The following is an 18,449-nucleotide window of genomic DNA, read 5'->3' as shown; positions in this document are numbered from 1 at the left end:
GAATATGAGTTTAGAACAACTATTACAGGAACTCAGTCAATTAGCTGAAGAATTACGAATAATTAAGTGTAGCAAAAACGTGCGCTTGAAGCTTGCTGATATAACTGATAAGGACATTGAAATTTGGCAATATTATATCAATTATTATAAAGAAGAATTGCAACAAATGGTTGATGTTTCTCAACAAGAAATATTGGATATTATTGGAGAAGTGGTACCAGAGGCAGAGTTAATAAATGCACGTAAATCAGCGGTATATGGTAATTTCGCCACTTTATCAGCGCGATTGGCACCATCAGAACAAGAAATCAAAGATGCTAGAAGTTCAGCGGCTTATGGAGTAAACTATCCAACAATTAATCCCCGACTAGAAGTACATGAGCAGAAAACAATTCAAAATACTAATAGTATAGTTGGATTGCAGGGCGAAGTATTGTTTGATGGAGCGTTGACCGTAACAACGACCGGAAATACGATTGTTCCAATAAGCAACGGTAAATCTTGGAATGATTATAGTTGCTTAGAAATAACTTTAGAAATTAAGAAAGATGCAAGTACTTGGTTAATTGCGCCCACAGCAAAAGTATACAAAGATACAATTATTGATGGTGGTACAAGTAATAGGGGTGTGTATATAAACGTAATTCAAGGTTATACAACACCAGTAATTGTAGCATGTGCATTTGAGTTTTCAAGAACGGCAAATTCATTAGTGAGTGCGTATATATATCGTCAAAATCAAGATGTCCGATTGAGAAAAGTAATCGGGTATAAATAGGAGGTGCAGGAATGTTAGAAATAAATATTACAGTAGATGATAATAAATACATAACTTGTATAAATAAGGTTATTGATCCTGAGCTTGGTTTGGTTGAAATTACGCAAAAACAGTTTGAAAAGATGATCGAAACAGGTGTAGAGTTTTGGCAATATTCAGGTGGAGAATTTTCATTTGATAACCAAAAGTATAATGATGCTTTGTTATTCAATAAAAAACAAAATGAACTGGATGAGTTGAATAAGTTTCGGGCGGAAATTGTTGTCATTCTTGGTACATTGTTTGATGATGAATGTATTGTTGCAAATGGGAAAGATATTGCAGAAAATACAGCGGATTTAAAAGCATATTACCAAGAGTGCCGTAACAGCATTAACTTGAAGGGAGAGGCAATCGAACGACCTGAATCGCTTGTTCAACTTCAAGTATATTACAACACAACATTTAAAACAGCGGGGTGATGACGAATGACAACTGGTGAAACCTACACGAGAAAGTCAATTGATGCGATGTTGCAAAACGTAGCGGATACTGCAAATGATGCAAAAAAGATTGCTAAAGAGGCTGATAAAAAGGCTGATGAGAATAGCCAAAAGATTGCTAAGATTGAAACTACACAAAACAACTTTGACACTACTGTTAAACAAGCTATTGAGAACGCGATATTAACAGTCCATCGTGAATTAGCGATAGAATACAAGGAAAACAATAAATGGAAAGATAGAACGATTATTGGTTTCTTAATTACCTTGTTTATGTTTATTCTTGGGGTAGTGGTATCAATTTTGAGAGGGGGGTAGTTATGAAACATTATTGTCCGTGGTGGAAACGTGCAACTTGCCTTGCGCAAGCTGTTTTCACTGGAAGATGCCTTGATAATAAAGCGGGAAGAAATTAAAAAATGTTATGGGGCGTTAGCCCCTTTAAGGAGTTGAAATAGATGGATTCTATGAATATATTAGGAGTAACGGTATCATTACCGGTTATCGCAATTAGTTTAGTTTTAGGTCAAGTTGTTAAAGGAGTGAATATTAAAAACCAGTTTGTGCCGATTATTGTAACGGTCGCAGGTATTGGCGTCTCTCTAGCCTTTAATGGATTAACAGTTGAAGCAGCTATTACAGGTGTTGTATCTGCCGGGTTAGCGGTATATGGTTACGATTTATTCAAACAGACGGTTAATGGAGCATCATTGAAAATCGATACTGATAAACCGATTGTTGTAGATGCTGCACAGGTAGCAGAGACTCTAACACAACCAAGCGAAACGGTTCAAGAACCTGTAATTGTACAGTCGGAACAAACATCGCTAGAAACGCCTAAAAACGATGATTCAGGGCAATATAAAAAACCCGATATATTGGAGGGGTAATTATGGATATATACAGCGCAGCGCATAAAATGGTTGTTACCGTAACGTGTCTGTATGATAACCGCACGTGGGGCAATGGTGTTCGTGATTGGGTAGGTGAATATGGTTATTCAAATACCGCAATTCCAAACCCATACCAGGGACACAAAGGTATTGACTTAGTCGGTTCACCGCGTGGTTGCAAAATATACGCCCCAATAAGCGGCTACGCACAAGTAGTACGCAATGTAGACAACAGAGGGAATTGCGTTATTATTACAAGCGGGAATGTACAGTATCGATTAATGCACATGGCTAGTTTATTGATTAATGATGGGAACATCAAAGCCGGTGATGCAATCGGCACACAGGGAAATACCGGGTTATCATACGGCGAACATTTGCACGTTGATATTAGCGTTGATGGTAAGTATGTCGACCCATACAATTTTATTCAGGAATCACAAAACGATTCAAATTTACAAGGAGATGATGATTTCATGGTTATTGCACCAAAATTATTAAAACGTGAAGCGTGGGGGCGTAGTATGCCTGAATGGGGTAACGGAGCATTGATTGGCTTTAATGTAAACAAGCCTGCTGATGCCGACCGTTGGAAAGACCCATTCATTGTACACATTCGCCCACAAGACCAATTAGGCGGATGGGTAGATACAATTGTTCAGGAACAAGGCGATTTCTATCGTTGCGAAGTGGTTACATGTGATTGGCAAGGAAACAAAAAAGAGCGTCGGTTAGTCTGGATTGAAAAAGCTGCATTTGAATAACCACAAGACGGACTTCGGTTCGTCTTTTTATGTCTACCTAATGTCTCTTTATTGTGTCGCTTTAGTTATATAATATATATCCTGGCATACTGATATAAAGCGAAACCTATTGCAAGTAAAGCCTTTTATGGTAAAATTAAGGAAAGGAGTGGTGATTATGAATGAGATCACAATTTTTAGTGTTGCTGAATGGTTTTTAAACAAAGAGCCTATGACACATAAAAAATTACAAAAACTATGCTGGTATGCATACAGTTGGTTTATCTACATTGAAAATGATTCTCCTGAGGATTTAACTAACAAATTATTTGATTGTAAATTTCAAGCTTGGGTACACGGTCCGGTTTCAACTGAATTGTATGATATATATAAAGGAAGCGGTATGACGCTCCTAGAGACAAGTAAGTCTCCAAAGTTTAATGCTGAAGTAGAAAAATTTTTAAACGATATTTTTGATAATTATGGAGAATTTGACGGCGGAGAATTAGAAAGCATTACTCACCAAGAGTTGCCGTGGAAAAATGCCAGAGGTGATTTGAAACCATACGAAGCTAGTCAAAATGTTATTTCCGACAAAGATATCTTTAAAGAATATGCGGAAAGATAGAACATTATGGCGAAGAAGAAAAAGGTTAAAAACAATAGAACTGCCCATAAAAGTGTGAGTAATACAACAATGCCACCCAAGGATGAAGTAGTTGTAATTTCAACTAAAAATTTTTCTTTTGAAAGTGTTAAAGTTGATAGATTTAGTAATTATTTAAAAGATTCTGCACAGTTTACTCAAGTTATGAACACGTTGTTTTATAAGATTTTGCAGGAAGTACAATTGTATAATTTCAAACAGTGGTTAAGTGGTAATGATAAATCAAATTACTATCATTTTCATAGGGTTGAAGGAAAAGAGCTAGAAATAGTTCGTAAAATAATATTGAAATATAATACTAAAAGGGTAATTGATTTTGAATTCGATGAGATTTATCAATGCGGGGTTGACAGCCTAAGAGTTTTCTTCATAAAGGATAATCCAAATATAATGAGTTTATTGTTTCTTGATCCGCATCATTTAGTTTGTCCAAGCAAAAACTACAATCAAAATGATACAAACAAGTATAGTTTTTGTATGTTGCATCTAGAACGTGGACAATGTTGAACACTATTTCCAGTTATTGTTTTGTCCATACCATTATAGAATAATGCTGCAACCACGTAGGCTTGCCTGTCCTTTGACGTGGTTGTTTTTTGATTGATAAATTAAAAAAGCGTATTGATTGAAAATACAAGTAATCTAATATATATTTGATTTGAGTATTTCCCTTAGACATACTCGTAACAATAAAAAGCAACCACATAATGGTGAATTAATTTCATCTTCCTTTTTTAAAGTAGTGTGGTTGCTTTTATAATTAGGTGTCTGTATATGCCTATCTAATCAAAATATTTCAATCAATAATCATATGTTTTTACATTACAATTTGGTTTTTGTAACACTTGAAATCCTTTATTTTTTACTTTATAATTAATTACACAAAGGTATTTGATTTATCTTTTACATTTGTAGACGGCATAAACACTTTATTAATTCTCCCCCAATTGAATTGTAATATGTTGCCGTCTTTTTATTTTGTGATATAATGCGTTTATGGGCGAGTGTTATTCAGATAAGCATTCACCCATACGGCAGGTTATTTTATTTGATGCGCATTTTTATTTTTGTAAAATACATGGGGGGACCTGCCGTAATTTTGTGTTATAATGATTGTGCGGGAGGTCTTTTCGTTCAAAAGAGCCTTTAATCCCGCAGGCGACAACTCCCTAAGCAATCAGATTACTTCAATTTTTTGATGCTCCTGTTGTCGTCATTTTTATGTTATAATTTAAATAGGCGGAAGAATTGTTGTTTCACTGATATGCCCTTATCAATTATCAATCTTCTGCCTTTGATATTTAAAGATAATATGCTACAATTATTTTGTGGGAATACTAAAATTTCCATTTTATAATCCCACCAGACGGCAACAATCCTTGTATTCTCGATCATTTCACACTTTTCGATAATCTTGGTTGCCGTCTTGATTTTATACTATATGTGTAAAATAATAATTGGGTGCGTTTTGATTCATATCTTTGCCCTTAACAACGTACTCACTTCAATAAAAACGGGACCGCTTAATTGGCGGTCTTTTTTTATTTTAATCAATATGATATAATTTTTAAAGGAGTGATGGGAATGGATAGTGCAGAGAAAATAATTATCGACTTAAAACAGCAAGGGTTGCAATTTAGTGATGATAAATATGCAGAAACATATTTAATTTATAATACAACTTTCCAGATTTTAAAAAGAAACAGGGTATGTTTTGAAAATATGATCAGGTATAACCTTAAAAACAACAATTGTAAGTATGGAAATATATATTTTGATGATTTGGTAACTGCTGCAGCAATTAATCACAGATTTTTATTGTTATATGGGAGACTATTAAATGGCTTTGAACATGACTTAAAAGTATACATGAATGAACTCTATTTCAATACCGCCGAATCTAACAGAATTATAATAAATAGTTTAACTGCAAGTAGTATAATTAGAAATGAAATAAGTAGGATTATGTCAAACAACCCAAATATAAAAGGTAGTAAAAGGATTAAATTTAAAGTTGGTGCTGTTACATTTGATTATGGAAAATTCAATCAATTACAAGGTATAGATAAATTCTATGATTTATTTTCATTTGCAACTCTTAGTGAATTAATTGATTTTTTCATTAGACATTTTTATCATCTTCAGAAAGATATTTTAATTTTTAGTTCAACAAATGCAGATGGTTCATCAATTAAGAGTCATAATAATATTATAAAAGAAATATCAAATGTAAGGAATTTATATGCACATAATAATGTTGTCTTTAGTTGCATTCCGGTTGATACTTTAAATCATGTGCCAGAATTTGTGAATTATTTAATGAGTTTATTTCCTATTAGCTATACTAGGAATGATTTGATAAACTTACTTGAGGAAAATAAATACTTATTAAGAATTTTCGTTGTGGTAGTTTCGACAATAAATTTGCTGTGTAGAGATGATGCATTATCCAAACGTAAAGACATTACAATTAAAGAATGCAGAATTTATATAAAGGATATATTACAAAAAATAAATAATTTAAATTACTACGATTCATGGGTAATCAATTTTAAAATAGGTATAGAAGTGATAGATGGAATTTTACAAGAAAGTTATTGATTAATTTTATATGTATGGTATAATAAATATATCAAGGCGCCATTAGGTGTCAAAAAAGCACCCCTGTGGTGCTTTTTTTATTCCCAAAGTGTGAGATGTATGTCACAGGGTTATAATTTAGCTTTAAACATGACAGACGCGCGATATATGGGCGTACACGAATATTAAACACCTTTCGAGTAACATTGTAGCGGAAAGGTGTTTTCTTTTGCCAGAACGCAAATATTTGCGTTCTTGCAGTGCGTGCATAATTGTGATATATTTTTATCAAATATGAAATGAGGTTTAGGATATGAAAAAAGTTGTTTTATTAGTTGGATCATTGTTTTTGTTTTTTGGGTTAGTTGGGTGCGACTCGCAGAACATGAGCTTGAGAAAAGAGTATTCAGAAAAAACGGGATTGTCAAATATTAATACTTCCAATGAGTTATTAAAGGAACTTGCCATTGAAGCAAACTGGTGGGATTTAAAACTAAATGAAGATAGTTATACAAATAATTCAGCAAATACAATTATAAAAATAATAGTCAACAATTACGATTATGCAGATTACAGTGACGATGGGAGTTTCTGCGTTGCTGGAGTTACACAAAAAGGTGAAATAGGTTCATACAATATCGCTGTTTTAGACACAGGATACAAAGATTTTGTTTGTAACAAAGAGGCAAAAGTGTTATATGGTGTCTATGGAAATGGCGGTGATGAATCGGGTGTAACTTTAATATTTGTCTTGTATGCTGAATAGTTACGAACACTTTGCGAACACTTTATGCAAAATGAATTGTAATGAATAGCAATAATAAAAACAAATAAAAAGAAAAGCCCAATAAACAAGGGCTTTTCTGTTTGATAAAAAAATAAACCTTTTCATTTTTTGAAAAAGCTGTGACTGGCTTTACAGGGTGTGTTTTTTGGCGTATAGTTAAGAAGAATTATTCAAGGAGGAGATTACATGTTTCATGTGAAGAGAAAACCATTTCCGCAAGACTTTTTGTGGGGAAGCGCGTCAGCTGCTTATCAAGTAGAGGGTGCATGGGATCTTGATGGTAAAGGAAAGTCAATTTGGGACGAATATGTTCGTATCCCTGGTACAACTTATAAAGACACTAATGGCGATGTTGCTGTGGACCATTATCATCGTTATAAAGAAGACGTGGCTCTAATGGCAGAAATGGGCTTGAAAGCATATCGTTTCTCAATTGCCTGGACACGTATTTTGCCAAATGGAACCGGTGAAGTGAATCAAGCCGGTATTCAATTTTATAGCGATTTAATCGATGAATTAATTGCCCATAATATTGAACCATTGGTAACTATTTATCATTGGGATTTACCGCAAGCTCTGCAAGATAAATATGCTGGTTGGGAATCACGTCAGATTATTGATGATTTTGATAATTATTGCCGGGTTCTTTATAAGCATTTTGGTGACCGGGTTAAATACTGGGTGTCATTAAATGAACAAAATGTATTTATTGGGTTAGGTTATTTAGCGGCGGTCCATCCACCGAAGGTGTCAGACCGCAAGCGAATGATGCAGGCGAACCATCATGCTAACTTAGCAAATGCGAAAGCAATTGCTAGTTTCCATGAGATGGTGCCAAACGGATTAATCGGGCCAAGCTTTGCTTATGGACCGGCATATCCGAAGAGTGCATTGCCAGCAGACATCATTGCTTTTGAAAATGCAAATGAAGTTGAAAGTTACTGGTGGCTGGATGTTTATTGTAAAGGGAAATACCCTAGAATTGCTTGGAACTTTATGGAAGAGAATGATTTGGCACCGGTTGTTGAACCAGGCGATGATGCTATTCTTGCTGCCGGTTTACCGGATTTCATCGGTGTTAATTATTATCAAACGGCAACTTATGAGTGGAATCCGATTGATGGTATCACTGGTGATGCATCAAGTCAAAATACTACCGGTAAAAAGGGAACAAGTAAGTCAACTGGAATTCCAGGTATGTATCGTACCGTTAAAAATGAATTTTTGGAAACAACTGACTGGGACTGGACAATTGATCCACAAGGGTTGCGCATTGCGTTACGCCGTTTAACCAGTCGTTATGACTTACCAATTTTGATTACTGAAAATGGACTTGGGGCTTTTGATGATTTAACTGCTGATGAGCAAATTCATGATACTTATCGGATTGATTATTTAGCCAAACATGTTGATGCGGTTCATGATGCGATTGCTGATGGCGCGCGAGTTCTTGGGTATTGTACTTGGTCATTCACTGATTTATTAAGCTGGTTGAATGGGTACCAAAAACGGTATGGTTTTGTTTATGTAAACCGCGACGAAGAAAGTATGAAAGACTTACGTCGTATGAAAAAAGATAGTTTCTATTGGTACAAAAAAGTAATTGCTACTAATGGAGAAGATATTACTGAAACAATTAATAAGTAAAAAAAAGAAAAGTGCGCCGCTTGCCGGCGCGCTTTTTTAGTTTCCCGAAGTAGACCGGCGGGTCAAGATATAGTACAATAGATATAGTATTTTAAGCAAAAGAGGTAATGTGATGACGTATAAATCAGGCTTTGTTGCTATTGTTGGCCGGCCAAATGTTGGAAAATCGACGCTGTTGAATGATTTGATAGGCTATAAGCTGGCAATCACCAGTGATACTGCACAGACGACTCGAAATATGATTCGCGGTATTGCTCATTATGATGATGCGCAAATTATTTTTGTTGATACACCAGGTATTCATAAACCAAAACATAAGTTGGGGGATTACATGAATGATTCAGCTTATGTTGCACTTGAGGGTGTTGATGTTATTTTAATGCTGATTAATGGTGAGGAAAGTTTTGGTAAAGGTGACGAGTTTGTTTTGGAACGCTTGAAGCAACTTGGGACACCAATTATTGCAGTTTTAAATAAGATTGATAAATTTTCTAAGTCAAAGATGATTGAACGCTTGGTCGAGCTTGAAGCAATGGGTGCTTTTAGTGAGATTATTCCGATTGCCGCTAAAACCGGTGATAATGTAACCGAGTTACTGACAGTAATTAAGCAGTATTTGCCTGAGGGACCGGCTTTATATCCAGAAGAGCAGTTAACTGATGTTTCACGTCAGTTTGTCGCTCGCGAGTATGTTCGTGAGAAAGTTATTTACCATACTAAAGAAGAAGTGCCACATTCGGTTGCAGTAGTTATTGATGCTTGGGAAGAAACAGAGGAGAGCATTCATATTATTGCTTCGGTTATCGTTGAAAGAAAAAGTCAAAAAGGTATATTAATCGGTAAACAGGGCGGTTTAATTAAAAAAGTGCGTCAACAGGCTGAACGCGATATGCGGCGTATGTTTGATAAGCCTACGACTCTTGAACTTTGGGTAAAAGTTGAGAAAGATTGGCGCAATAAGGATCGTTACCTGCATGAGTTTGGTTACAATACCGATGATTTTGAATTGTAGGGATGCTATATGCAAAAACAAATTGATGGTATTGTTATTCGCCGGATTAATTATGGTGAATCGCATGAAATTATTACCATTTTAACTGACACGGCCGGCAAGTTAGGCTTGTTTGCCCGTGGTTCAAAGAAAAGCCGCAGTAAGCTTTATCCGGCAACTAAGTTGTTTGTCGACGCCAGCTTTACCTTCAATTATAAAGAAGGACTTTCATTGCTTTATGATGCTGAGATTTATGATTATCATCGCCGACTGTCTGAAGACATTATGATGATGGCATATGCTTCTTACTTTTGTGAGTTGCTTGATCGGGTTATTCCTGAGAAGGAAGCAGTTGGACACAGTTATCAATTGTTAAAACAATTACTGACTTTGCTTGAAAATGGTATTAATCCTAAATTGCTGCGAATTTATTTAGAACGTGAAGTGCTGGGGCTGGTTGGTATCCGACCAAAGCTTGACGGCTGTGTTCGCTGTGGTGGCACTCAGGATATTGTTGGACTATCCCTGAACGAAGGTGGGCTGCTATGTCGAAAATGTTATCGCGGAGAGTTGCTTATTATTCAGGATCCAATGTCATTACGGATTCTGCGAGCCTTTGATAGAGTGAATTTGACAACACTAGAAACTCTGGATATTGACGAGTCATTTATTACAGAGATTCAAGCTTTGTATAGTGCACTTTTTGATCAATACAGCGGGCTATTGATCAAAAGCCGAAGTTTTTTAGAGCAATTATAAAAACGACACAAGAAAAACACATCTGCAGGATATAATAAATAAAGTTGAGGTGGAGACAATGTATAAAATTCTGGTTGTTGAGGATGAACAAAATGTTCAAGAACTGATTGTTGAATTTTTAACATCACAAAATTATGAAGTAAGCAGTGCCGCCAATGGAATGGAAGCTTGGGAACTGTTTAAGGAAAAGAATTACGATTTAGTGATAACTGACATCATGATGCCCAAAATGGATGGCTATCAATTAGTGCAGCTAATCAGAAGTAAATCGGAAATTCCGGTTATTATGTTAACTGCGCTTGGTGAGGAGAATCATCAAGTGCGCGGCTTTGATTTGGAAGTCGATGATTATATCACTAAACCATTTTCATTTACTATCTTTATTAAGCGGGTAGAAGCAGTCTTGCGTCGAGCTTATAAAGATAAAACTAAAGATTTAGGATTCAAGAACATTCGTATAGATCTTGATGGCCACAGTGTATTTGTTGACGGTAAGGAAATTCAATTGACACTTAAAGAGTTTGAGCTGCTTTGCTCACTTATTGAGCATCGTGGTAAAGTGCTTTCTCGTGAACAACTACTTGATAGCATATGGGGTTATGATTTCTTTGGTGACACCCGGGTTGTTGATACCCATATCAAAAATTTACGTAAGAAATTACAAGTAGATTATATTCAGACCGTAAAAGGAGTTGGCTATAAGATAGATGACTGATATATTCAAACGTGGCATAACCAGAAAAGTATTTATAGTAACGCTAGCGTTACTTTTTAGTGCTGCCGTCGTTTGGATGGGAATGATCTTCTTCTTTCTGCCTGGTTTTTATAAAGATTACAAAGCAACAACGCTTTATGAAAATACTGATACAGTTGCTCATCAATTGCATAATGGTACTACTGGCGAAGCGGAACTACTATTAACTGACTTTGCTAAAAAAAATAATGCTAATGTTCAATTGGTAAATAACCAAACCGGAGAACTACTATTTTCTTGGTTCCCAGGGAAAATTATTGTTAATCCTGATGAACAACTCAATCCGGCGGAGCTGCAATTTCGTGCCGAAAATATAAAAATTGATGGTCAAACGTATACACTGTATGTTCTAGGAACATTGCAACCAATTGATGAGTCGATCCAAGCATTGTATCTATTCCTGCCATATATAATTATTTCAGTCCTTATTTTTGCGATTATCAGTTCAATTATTTATTCGAAAATTATTTCCGATCCATTAATTCGTTTGTATCGAACAGCGCAAAAGTTATCGCGTTTAGATTTTTCGGAAGTCTCGACCGTAAATTCCAAAGATGAAATTGGCGAGCTTTCAAAAATGTTGAATGAACTTTCACGCAACTTACAACGGGCAATGACCGGATTACAAGAAGTGAATAATCAATTGAAAGATGATATTGAAAAAGAAAGAATCAATGAAGCAAAGCGCCGAGAATTTATTACTACCTTATCTCACGACTTAAAAACACCACTAACAGTCATTAAAGGTCAGCTTGAAGGTATGTTGCACAATATTGGCCGCTATGCAGACCGCGACAAATATTTAGTTGAAACCTTAAAAACTGCTGATCATATGGAGGAGTTGATTCAAGATATGATTCGCTTGGTTAATCTTGATGATATCGATAATCTTGATCACCGTATTGCTGTTAGTTTGATTCCGTATATTGAAAGTTTACCAGAAGAATTTGCTCATTTTATTGATGAAAAAGAATTAAAAATGAACCTTGATATTCAGACGAATGATGGGCGAGTAGATGGTGAAATGGTACTCATTAAGCAGGCATTGCATAGTGTAATGATGAATGCAGTTGTTTATGCACCAGAGCATGCCGAAGTAAAAATTACCGTAACGCAAAATGATCAAATGGTCGTTGTCCGTATATATAATGAGGGCAGCCACATTGATGCTGAAGATATCAATCATGTTTTCGACCAATTTTATCGGGCAGAAAAATCACGGAACCGCTACACCGGCGGTTCCGGCATCGGCTTGTACATTGTTCGCAAAATCATGCAGTTACACAATGGACTGGCAACAATTGCCAATGTAGAAAATGGTGTAGAGTGTAGTTTGTACTTCCCGGAAACAATTGAGAATGTGCAAAACACGATTGAAGACACAGGAAGCACCAACGTTAACGGCAAGCAAAAAAATCGTAAGAAAAAAACTAATACAATCTTACGTCGCAGAAAGAAAGCGGATGATGAAAAATGATTATCGCAATAACCGGCATCGGTGAACAACATCAAGCATATCAGCATTATAATGTTGACCAAGTTTACAGCTTTGCGGAACTTGGCAATGCGGCAACATACCAACAACTGTTGACAAGTATAAATGAAAGTACAACAATTATCGGACATTCTGCCGGAAGCCTGGTAGCGCTAAGCATTGCTGCCAAGCAAAAACTCCGCCAGCTGATCCTCATCGGACCAGGCTTGGAGCTCACCGACACCAGTGAGTTACTGGCAAAAAATCCGCAAACACCGATTACCATTGATAAAAGCAATCCTAGCTTTATGCATTATGTAGCACAACACCCAGTTGCAGAAATGCAGATTGCCGAACGATTCCGCGTTTCTGCAACCGCGGCATTAGATACAGTATTGGCAAATCAAAAAGTAACATTTGTATTTGCAGCTAATGAGTTAGCTAAACAGCAATATACCGAATCATTGCTGGATGCACGTGATATCCCATACCAAATAATTGAAGGCTGCAATCACTACGACATATTGAATCAGTCAGAAACTCAAACTTATATCAACAATTTATTATAAGAAAAAGTAAAGAAAGTCCCGCCAACCGGGACTTTCTTTTTTAGGTCAAATACAGTACAATAGTAAACACAATAGTAGAAAGAGGGACATTATGAAAATTTTATTTGTTGGCGACATCTATGCGAGTAGCGGTCGAGATATATTAAGTGATAAACTTCCGGAACTGCGTGCAGCATATCAACCGGATTTTATTATTGTTAATGCTGAGAATGCGGCTCATGGTAAAGGCATTAATCAAAAAATTTATGAATCGATTTTAGATATGGGTGCCGATGTTATGACAATGGGGAATCATACATGGGACAACAGATCAATTTTTTCATTTATCGATGAGGCTAATAACTTGGTTCGTCCGGCGAATGGTCCTGCGGCTTGGCCTGGGGTTGGCTATCGCTTGATGAAAGCAGGAAAAAGTCGGATTGCAGTTATCAACCTGCTTGGTATGGTTGATGTCAATGGCGCGGCAAGTTCACCGTTTACCTGCTTCGATGCTATATATGAACAAATCAAAGATGAAGTTGACTATATATTTGTTGATTTGCATGCAGAGGCAACCAGTGAAAAAATTGCTTTTGGCTGGTATGTTGATGGCCGGGCAAGTGCAGTAGTTGGAACCCATACACATGTGCCGACAGCAGATGCGCGGATTTTACCTAAGGGGTGTGCCTATCAAACTGATGTTGGTATGACCGGACCACGTGACGGCGTGATTGGCGTTGATCGGGATATTATTATTCACCGCTTCGTTACCGGCTTGCCGCAAGGGTTTAGTGTTGCTGAAGGAGTCACGCAGCTTAATGCAGTTGCTATCACTTTCGATGACGAGAGTAAAAAAGCCATTGAAATAGTTCCAATTCACATCGAACAATAAATTGTGAGTAATTGCAATAAATTGCAATTGCTCAGTAGCTTTGATACAATCAATGACGCAATTGCCTGATAAATTTCAGGCAGTAAGAATAAATGAGGTGACCAGACTCGATGAGTGAAAAAACGTCAAAAGATATGCAGAAATACTTCCAAGCACCATCACTTAAAGATGCTAAGGTGCGCCGTCACAGTGAAGTACAAGTATTAAAAGATGAGTTCATTATTCCTGAAGAAATGTTGCAAGCAGGCAATAATAAGAAATTTTATATTCGGACATATGGTTGTCAGATGAATGAGCATGATGAGGAGGTCATGGCCGGCATTCTTGAAGCAATGGGCTACACTCGTACTGATGAAACTAATGAGGCGGATGTTATTTTACTGAATACCTGCGCGGTTCGCGAAAATGCGGAAGATAAAGTATTTGGTAAACTTGGTGAACTTAAACATCTAAAGCTAAATAATCCAGAAGTTATTCTTGGTGTTTGTGGCTGTATGTCGCAAGAGGAAGCGGTAGTTAATCGAATTTTGACTAAACATCAACATGTAGATATTATTTTCGGAACCCATAATATTCACCGCTTGCCACAGATTTTGCATAATGCTTACATGAGTAAGGAAATGGTTGTTGAAGTATGGTCTAAAGAAGGCGATATTATTGAAAACTTACCGAAGACTCGTAACGACAATATTCGTGGGTGGATTAACATTACTTATGGTTGTGATAAATTCTGTACCTACTGCATTATTCCGTACACTCGCGGCAAAGAACGCAGTCGTTTACCGGAAGATGTATTAGCTGAGGTACAGGAACTTGCTGATCGTGGCTATCAAGAGATAACTTTATTGGGGCAGAACGTAAATAGCTATGGCAGTGACTTGGGTGATGGAAGCTATACTTTTGCAAGTCTGCTTGCAGACGTGCAAAAAATCAATATTCCCCGAGTAAGATTTTCAACGAGTCATCCTTGGCAATTTACTGATGAAATGATTCAGGTGCTCAGCAATGGTGGTAACCTGATGCCGCATGTGCATTTACCGGTTCAAGCGGGAAGCAATCACATATTAAAATTGATGCGCCGTCAATATAGTGGTGAATCTTATCGTGAACTTTATGGTAAACTACGCAATCAAATTCCTAACGTTTCAATTACAACCGACATTATTGTTGGGTTTCCAAACGAAACTGACGAGCAATTCCAAGAAACAATGGCGCTTGTAAACGATTGTCAGTTCGACGGTGCGTTTACCTTCTTGTATTCGCCGCGTGATGGAACACCGGCAGCTAGAATGAATGATAATATTCCGCTTGATGTGAAGAAGGCACGACTTCAAGAACTCAATCAAAAAGTAAATGCTGATTCATTGGCGCACAATCAAGGCTATATTGGACAAGAACTTGACGTTCTTGTCGTTGGCCGTAGCCAAAAAGGAGAAAACACCTATGCTGGCTATACACCGCAAAGTAAAGCCATCAACTTTATCGGTGATGATAGCTATATCGGTAAAATCGTCAAAGTACGGGTAACTGAAGCGAGAACATGGTCAATGCAAGGTGAGTTGGTAGAAGCATGAATGAAGAATTAAAAGCTGCCGTCAATGAAGCTATCGAAGCTATCAAAAAAGGCGAACTATATTCTAACTATATAAAAGCCTATGAACTGATGGCTAAAAACGAACATATTCAAAACCTGCTAGCAGAATACAAGGCTCACCAGAAAAACCTGGTAAACCTTGAACAAGTAGGCAAAACTGATGCAATCATTTCTGCCAAGCAACAGCTGCAAGCGATTGAAAATGAACTGGAGCAAATTCCGCTCTACACCCAGTATCAGCAATATGAAGCTGAACTCAACCAGTACTTGGAGCAGTTCAGTAGCTTGTTGCTCAGCGAATTAAACATATAAAAAAGCCGCCCCCTTTTCGGGTCGGCTTTTTTCTTTACAACAAATATTTTTCAATTGCGACAATAACACCGTTCTCAGAATTTGGCGGGGCAATGAAATCGGCAACTGCCTTGACATCGTCGCGGCCGTTAGCCATCGCAACCCCGATGCCTGCACGCTCAATCATGGTTTTGTCGTTGCCGCCATCGCCACAGGCAAATGTGTCAGCAATATCAACACCAAGCTGTTTGCAAACTTCTTCAATCGCAAATCCCTTGTCGATGCCATGCGGAGTGAATTCCAAGAAGCATGGCAATGAGCGGGCAATGGTGCACAGTTCACCGAACTGTGCACGGACTTGCGCTTCGATTGCATCAAGGGCACTTGGTTTGGCAGCCCAAATTACTTTTGGTGTATGCAAAGGTGTGTGATTGATATCATATGCAACGCTACCATTCACTTCGGCTTCAAAGTCAACATATTGGTTGCGGGCAGTAGTGACGATTTTTTCGTTTTCGTAATATATGGGGGCTACCTCAGGATGTTGGCGAACAGCCTGAGCCAGTTGTTTGACAATTTCTTCAGCCATAAAATGCTCAATAATATATTTCTGCGTTGGAACGTGGTACAGCGCGCAACCATTATATGAGATTATATAGCCGTCATTTTTATCTAGAGCAAAAGTTTTTGCTAAATCCAGCATCCCGAATGTTGGTCGACCGCTGGCAAGAATAATGCGAGTGCCATTTTGCCCGGCTTTTTGTACTGCTGCAATAACTGCAGAATCAATTGTACCATCTTCTTTTGTTAATGTACCGTCAATGTCAAATAATGCAAGTTTGTACATGGATTTCACCTCGAAAAATTTTTATAATGTAATTACCGATAATGATAACTGCTTTTATGTAAAATGTAAAGTTATTGATGGTGGACGATTTTTTGTTGACTTTCTGGTAAATTCAGATAATAATATAGCTATTGTATAGCATTTTTGTAGGGGAGAAGGAGTAGTGTTAATATGAAAGTATTACAGAAGATTTTATTTTTCTACGCTGCCTATATTTTTATTGGTTCATTATTGTTAATGCTGCCGTTTGCCCATCAAGGTGGTATTGGGATTTCATATATTGATAGTTTATTCATTGCTACCAGTGCAGTATCGACTACCGGACTCGTAAGCGTTTCAATTGCTAACTTCACTTTCTTTGGTCAATTTGTAGTCTGGGCAATGATTTTTGCCGGCGGTATTGGTTATATGACTTTCGGCGCATTCATTACTTTATCAATTAAAGGACGTTTGAGTCGTGAGCAAAGAAATGTTCTAAAGCAAACTTTTTCAATTCCTCGCGATATGGATGTTCTGCGCATGATTCGTCACATCTTTATATATGCAGTTAGTGTTAAAGCTATCGGAGCGCTGTTCTTAATCCCGGTTTTCTGGAATGACCCGCGGGCGAATCCAATTTGGAGTGCAATCTTCCATAGTGTTTCTGCATTCGACACTGCTGGGTTCAGTTTATATCCGGATAACTTTGTTAGTTATATGACTAATGTTCCTGCTAATATCATCATTAGTATAATATCTATACTCGGTGCTCTTGGATTTATCGTTGCCATGGACTTCTTCTCGGTTATTCGCCACCGTCGTCGTAAATTTACATTTACGACTAAAATTATTCTCACCGTATTTACTGTACTGGTAGTTGGCGCTACCTTAATTAATACATTCAGCAACGGGATTCCTGAGATTGCTGACTATGGATTAGGTATGCGGTTGATGATAACCTTCTTCCAAACCGTCAATGCGATTAATACAGCGGGATTCAATTCAGTTGATTTGGCACCAATATCTTTAGGAATGATGCTAATCCTGACTTTATTAATGATTGTCGGAACCGCGCCGACCGGAACATCAGGCGCCTTAAAGATTCCTACACTAAGTGCTGTATATGGATCAGTTATCAGTCACTTAAAAGGGCAGAAAGAGGCAACGCTCTTCCATCGCGTTATTCCGGCGGAACGAGTTAAGCAGGCAACTTCGAATTTTGTCATATATATATCGTTACTTGTACTAGGGATTGTTATCCTATCATTCAGTGATCCGCACATCCCATTACATGAACTAATTTTTGAAGCCGCAAGCGCCATTGGGACAACTGGACTCAGTACCGGAATTACCGGTTCGTTTTCTATCGTTGGGAAGATAACTCTTATATTGCTAATGTATGTTGGTCGGGTAGGTGTATTTACTGCCATTGCCGCGATTACTATCCGTTCGCGAATCCGCCAGCACTATGAAGCAGCCGATGTAGCTGTTTAATGGGGGAAAATGATAAAAGCCAGCAGAAATGCTGGCTTTTATTGTATAAATAATAGGAAACAATTTAAAAATAAATTAATTTAGAGAAATCCTTGAAATACCATTGACAATCAGACGTATAAATTATATTATTAATAGGCAATCTTTTTTGTGTGCAATTGCGAAAAAATAATTCACAAAAAGCATAAAAAGTGATTGACAGTAGGTGTAGGGATATGATACACTAAGAAAGTCGCTTCGGAGCGGCAG

At 37.2% G+C, this 18,449-nt stretch carries 20 protein-coding genes; 19 read left to right on the top strand and 1 reads right to left on the bottom strand.

Translation table 11 applies throughout. The features are described from left to right. The first annotated feature begins 4 nt into the window (after positions 1–4). The 18 genes from FEZ08_RS09435 (at position 5) to FEZ08_RS09350 (ending at position 15,901) form a co-directional block, all read left to right on the top strand. Positions 5–778: a hypothetical protein gene (locus FEZ08_RS09435; RefSeq protein ID WP_138191727.1), complete on the top strand. Its 774-nt coding sequence runs from the start codon at positions 5–7 to the stop codon at positions 776–778. A gap of 11 nt (positions 779–789) precedes the next feature. After that, the gene (locus tag FEZ08_RS09430) at positions 790–1,239 is read left to right on the top strand and encodes a hypothetical protein (RefSeq protein WP_138191725.1); all 450 of its coding nucleotides are present in this window, start codon (positions 790–792) and stop codon (positions 1,237–1,239) included. A gap of 6 nt (positions 1,240–1,245) precedes the next feature. After that, complete coding sequence (locus FEZ08_RS09425) at positions 1,246–1,578, top strand: hypothetical protein (RefSeq protein ID WP_138191723.1); 333 nt, start codon at positions 1,246–1,248, stop codon at positions 1,576–1,578. A 140-nt stretch (positions 1,579–1,718) separates the two neighbouring features. Beyond that, positions 1,719–2,150 carry a phage holin family protein gene (locus FEZ08_RS09420; protein ID WP_138191721.1) on the top strand — a complete coding sequence of 144 codons (432 nt, stop codon included), beginning with the start codon at positions 1,719–1,721 and terminating at the stop codon, positions 2,148–2,150. A gap of 2 nt (positions 2,151–2,152) precedes the next feature. After that, positions 2,153–2,917 carry a M23 family metallopeptidase gene (locus tag FEZ08_RS09415; protein ID WP_138191719.1) on the top strand — a complete coding sequence of 255 codons (765 nt, stop codon included), beginning with the start codon at positions 2,153–2,155 and terminating at the stop codon, positions 2,915–2,917. A 157-nt stretch (positions 2,918–3,074) separates the two neighbouring features. Continuing rightward, positions 3,075–3,524: a Panacea domain-containing protein gene (locus tag FEZ08_RS09410; RefSeq protein ID WP_138191717.1), complete on the top strand. Its 450-nt coding sequence runs from the start codon at positions 3,075–3,077 to the stop codon at positions 3,522–3,524. A gap of 6 nt (positions 3,525–3,530) precedes the next feature. Continuing rightward, the gene (locus tag FEZ08_RS09405; protein ID WP_138191715.1) at positions 3,531–4,070 is read left to right on the top strand and encodes a hypothetical protein; all 540 of its coding nucleotides are present in this window, start codon (positions 3,531–3,533) and stop codon (positions 4,068–4,070) included. Between the two features lie 1,077 nt (positions 4,071–5,147). Next, positions 5,148–6,164 (top strand): Abi family protein, encoded by a 1,017-nt coding sequence (locus FEZ08_RS09400; protein ID WP_171015016.1) that lies wholly within the window; start codon positions 5,148–5,150, stop codon positions 6,162–6,164. A gap of 292 nt (positions 6,165–6,456) precedes the next feature. Then, positions 6,457–6,909, top strand: coding sequence for a hypothetical protein (locus tag FEZ08_RS09395; RefSeq protein ID WP_138191711.1), 453 nt, complete (start codon positions 6,457–6,459; stop codon positions 6,907–6,909). A 207-nt stretch (positions 6,910–7,116) separates the two neighbouring features. Next, a complete protein-coding gene (locus tag FEZ08_RS09390) occupies positions 7,117–8,577 on the top strand; it encodes a glycoside hydrolase family 1 protein (protein WP_138191709.1) in 1,461 nt (486 codons plus the stop codon). 112 nt (positions 8,578–8,689) lie between these two features. After that, positions 8,690–9,589 carry a GTPase Era gene (era, locus tag FEZ08_RS09385; protein WP_138191707.1) on the top strand — a complete coding sequence of 300 codons (900 nt, stop codon included), beginning with the start codon at positions 8,690–8,692 and terminating at the stop codon, positions 9,587–9,589. A 9-nt stretch (positions 9,590–9,598) separates the two neighbouring features. Beyond that, positions 9,599–10,327, top strand: a complete 729-nt coding sequence (gene recO / locus FEZ08_RS09380) for a DNA repair protein RecO (protein WP_138191705.1) — start codon at positions 9,599–9,601, stop codon at positions 10,325–10,327. 58 nt (positions 10,328–10,385) lie between these two features. After that, entirely contained in the window at positions 10,386–11,042 is a 657-nt protein-coding gene (locus tag FEZ08_RS09375) for a response regulator transcription factor (RefSeq protein WP_138191703.1), read from the top strand. Beyond that, positions 11,035–12,558, top strand: a complete 1,524-nt coding sequence (locus tag FEZ08_RS09370) for a sensor histidine kinase (protein WP_138191701.1) — start codon at positions 11,035–11,037, stop codon at positions 12,556–12,558. Before FEZ08_RS09375 ends, FEZ08_RS09370 begins: the two co-directional genes overlap by 8 nt. After that, complete coding sequence (locus tag FEZ08_RS09365; RefSeq protein WP_138191699.1) at positions 12,555–13,124, top strand: alpha/beta fold hydrolase; 570 nt, start codon at positions 12,555–12,557, stop codon at positions 13,122–13,124. Before FEZ08_RS09370 ends, FEZ08_RS09365 begins: the two co-directional genes overlap by 4 nt. 91 nt (positions 13,125–13,215) lie before the next feature. Continuing rightward, on the top strand, positions 13,216–13,995 hold the full coding sequence (locus tag FEZ08_RS09360; protein WP_138191697.1) for a TIGR00282 family metallophosphoesterase: 780 nt from the start codon (positions 13,216–13,218) through the stop codon (positions 13,993–13,995). A gap of 110 nt (positions 13,996–14,105) precedes the next feature. Next, a complete protein-coding gene (gene miaB / locus FEZ08_RS09355) occupies positions 14,106–15,569 on the top strand; it encodes a tRNA (N6-isopentenyl adenosine(37)-C2)-methylthiotransferase MiaB (protein ID WP_138191695.1) in 1,464 nt (487 codons plus the stop codon). Beyond that, a complete protein-coding gene (locus tag FEZ08_RS09350) occupies positions 15,566–15,901 on the top strand; it encodes a YlbF family regulator (protein WP_138191693.1) in 336 nt (111 codons plus the stop codon). The genes miaB and FEZ08_RS09350 overlap by 4 nt, the downstream gene beginning before the upstream one ends. A gap of 34 nt (positions 15,902–15,935) precedes the next feature. On the opposite strand, the gene FEZ08_RS09345 is transcribed toward FEZ08_RS09350, so the two are convergent. Then, positions 15,936–16,727: a Cof-type HAD-IIB family hydrolase gene (locus tag FEZ08_RS09345; protein WP_138191691.1), complete on the bottom strand. Its 792-nt coding sequence runs from the start codon at positions 16,725–16,727 to the stop codon at positions 15,936–15,938. A gap of 171 nt (positions 16,728–16,898) precedes the next feature. Between FEZ08_RS09345 and FEZ08_RS09340 the strand changes: the two genes are divergently transcribed. After that, on the top strand, positions 16,899–18,200 hold the full coding sequence (locus tag FEZ08_RS09340) for a TrkH family potassium uptake protein (protein ID WP_138191689.1): 1,302 nt from the start codon (positions 16,899–16,901) through the stop codon (positions 18,198–18,200). Positions 18,201–18,449 lie beyond the last annotated feature (249 nt).

Source organism: Culicoidibacter larvae (genome assembly GCF_005771635.1).
Taxonomy (GTDB): Bacteria; Bacillota_I; Bacilli_A; order Culicoidibacterales; family Culicoidibacteraceae; genus Culicoidibacter; species Culicoidibacter larvae.
Note: the sequence above shows the minus strand (reverse complement) of the source record. Positions and strands in the feature narration are given on the sequence as shown.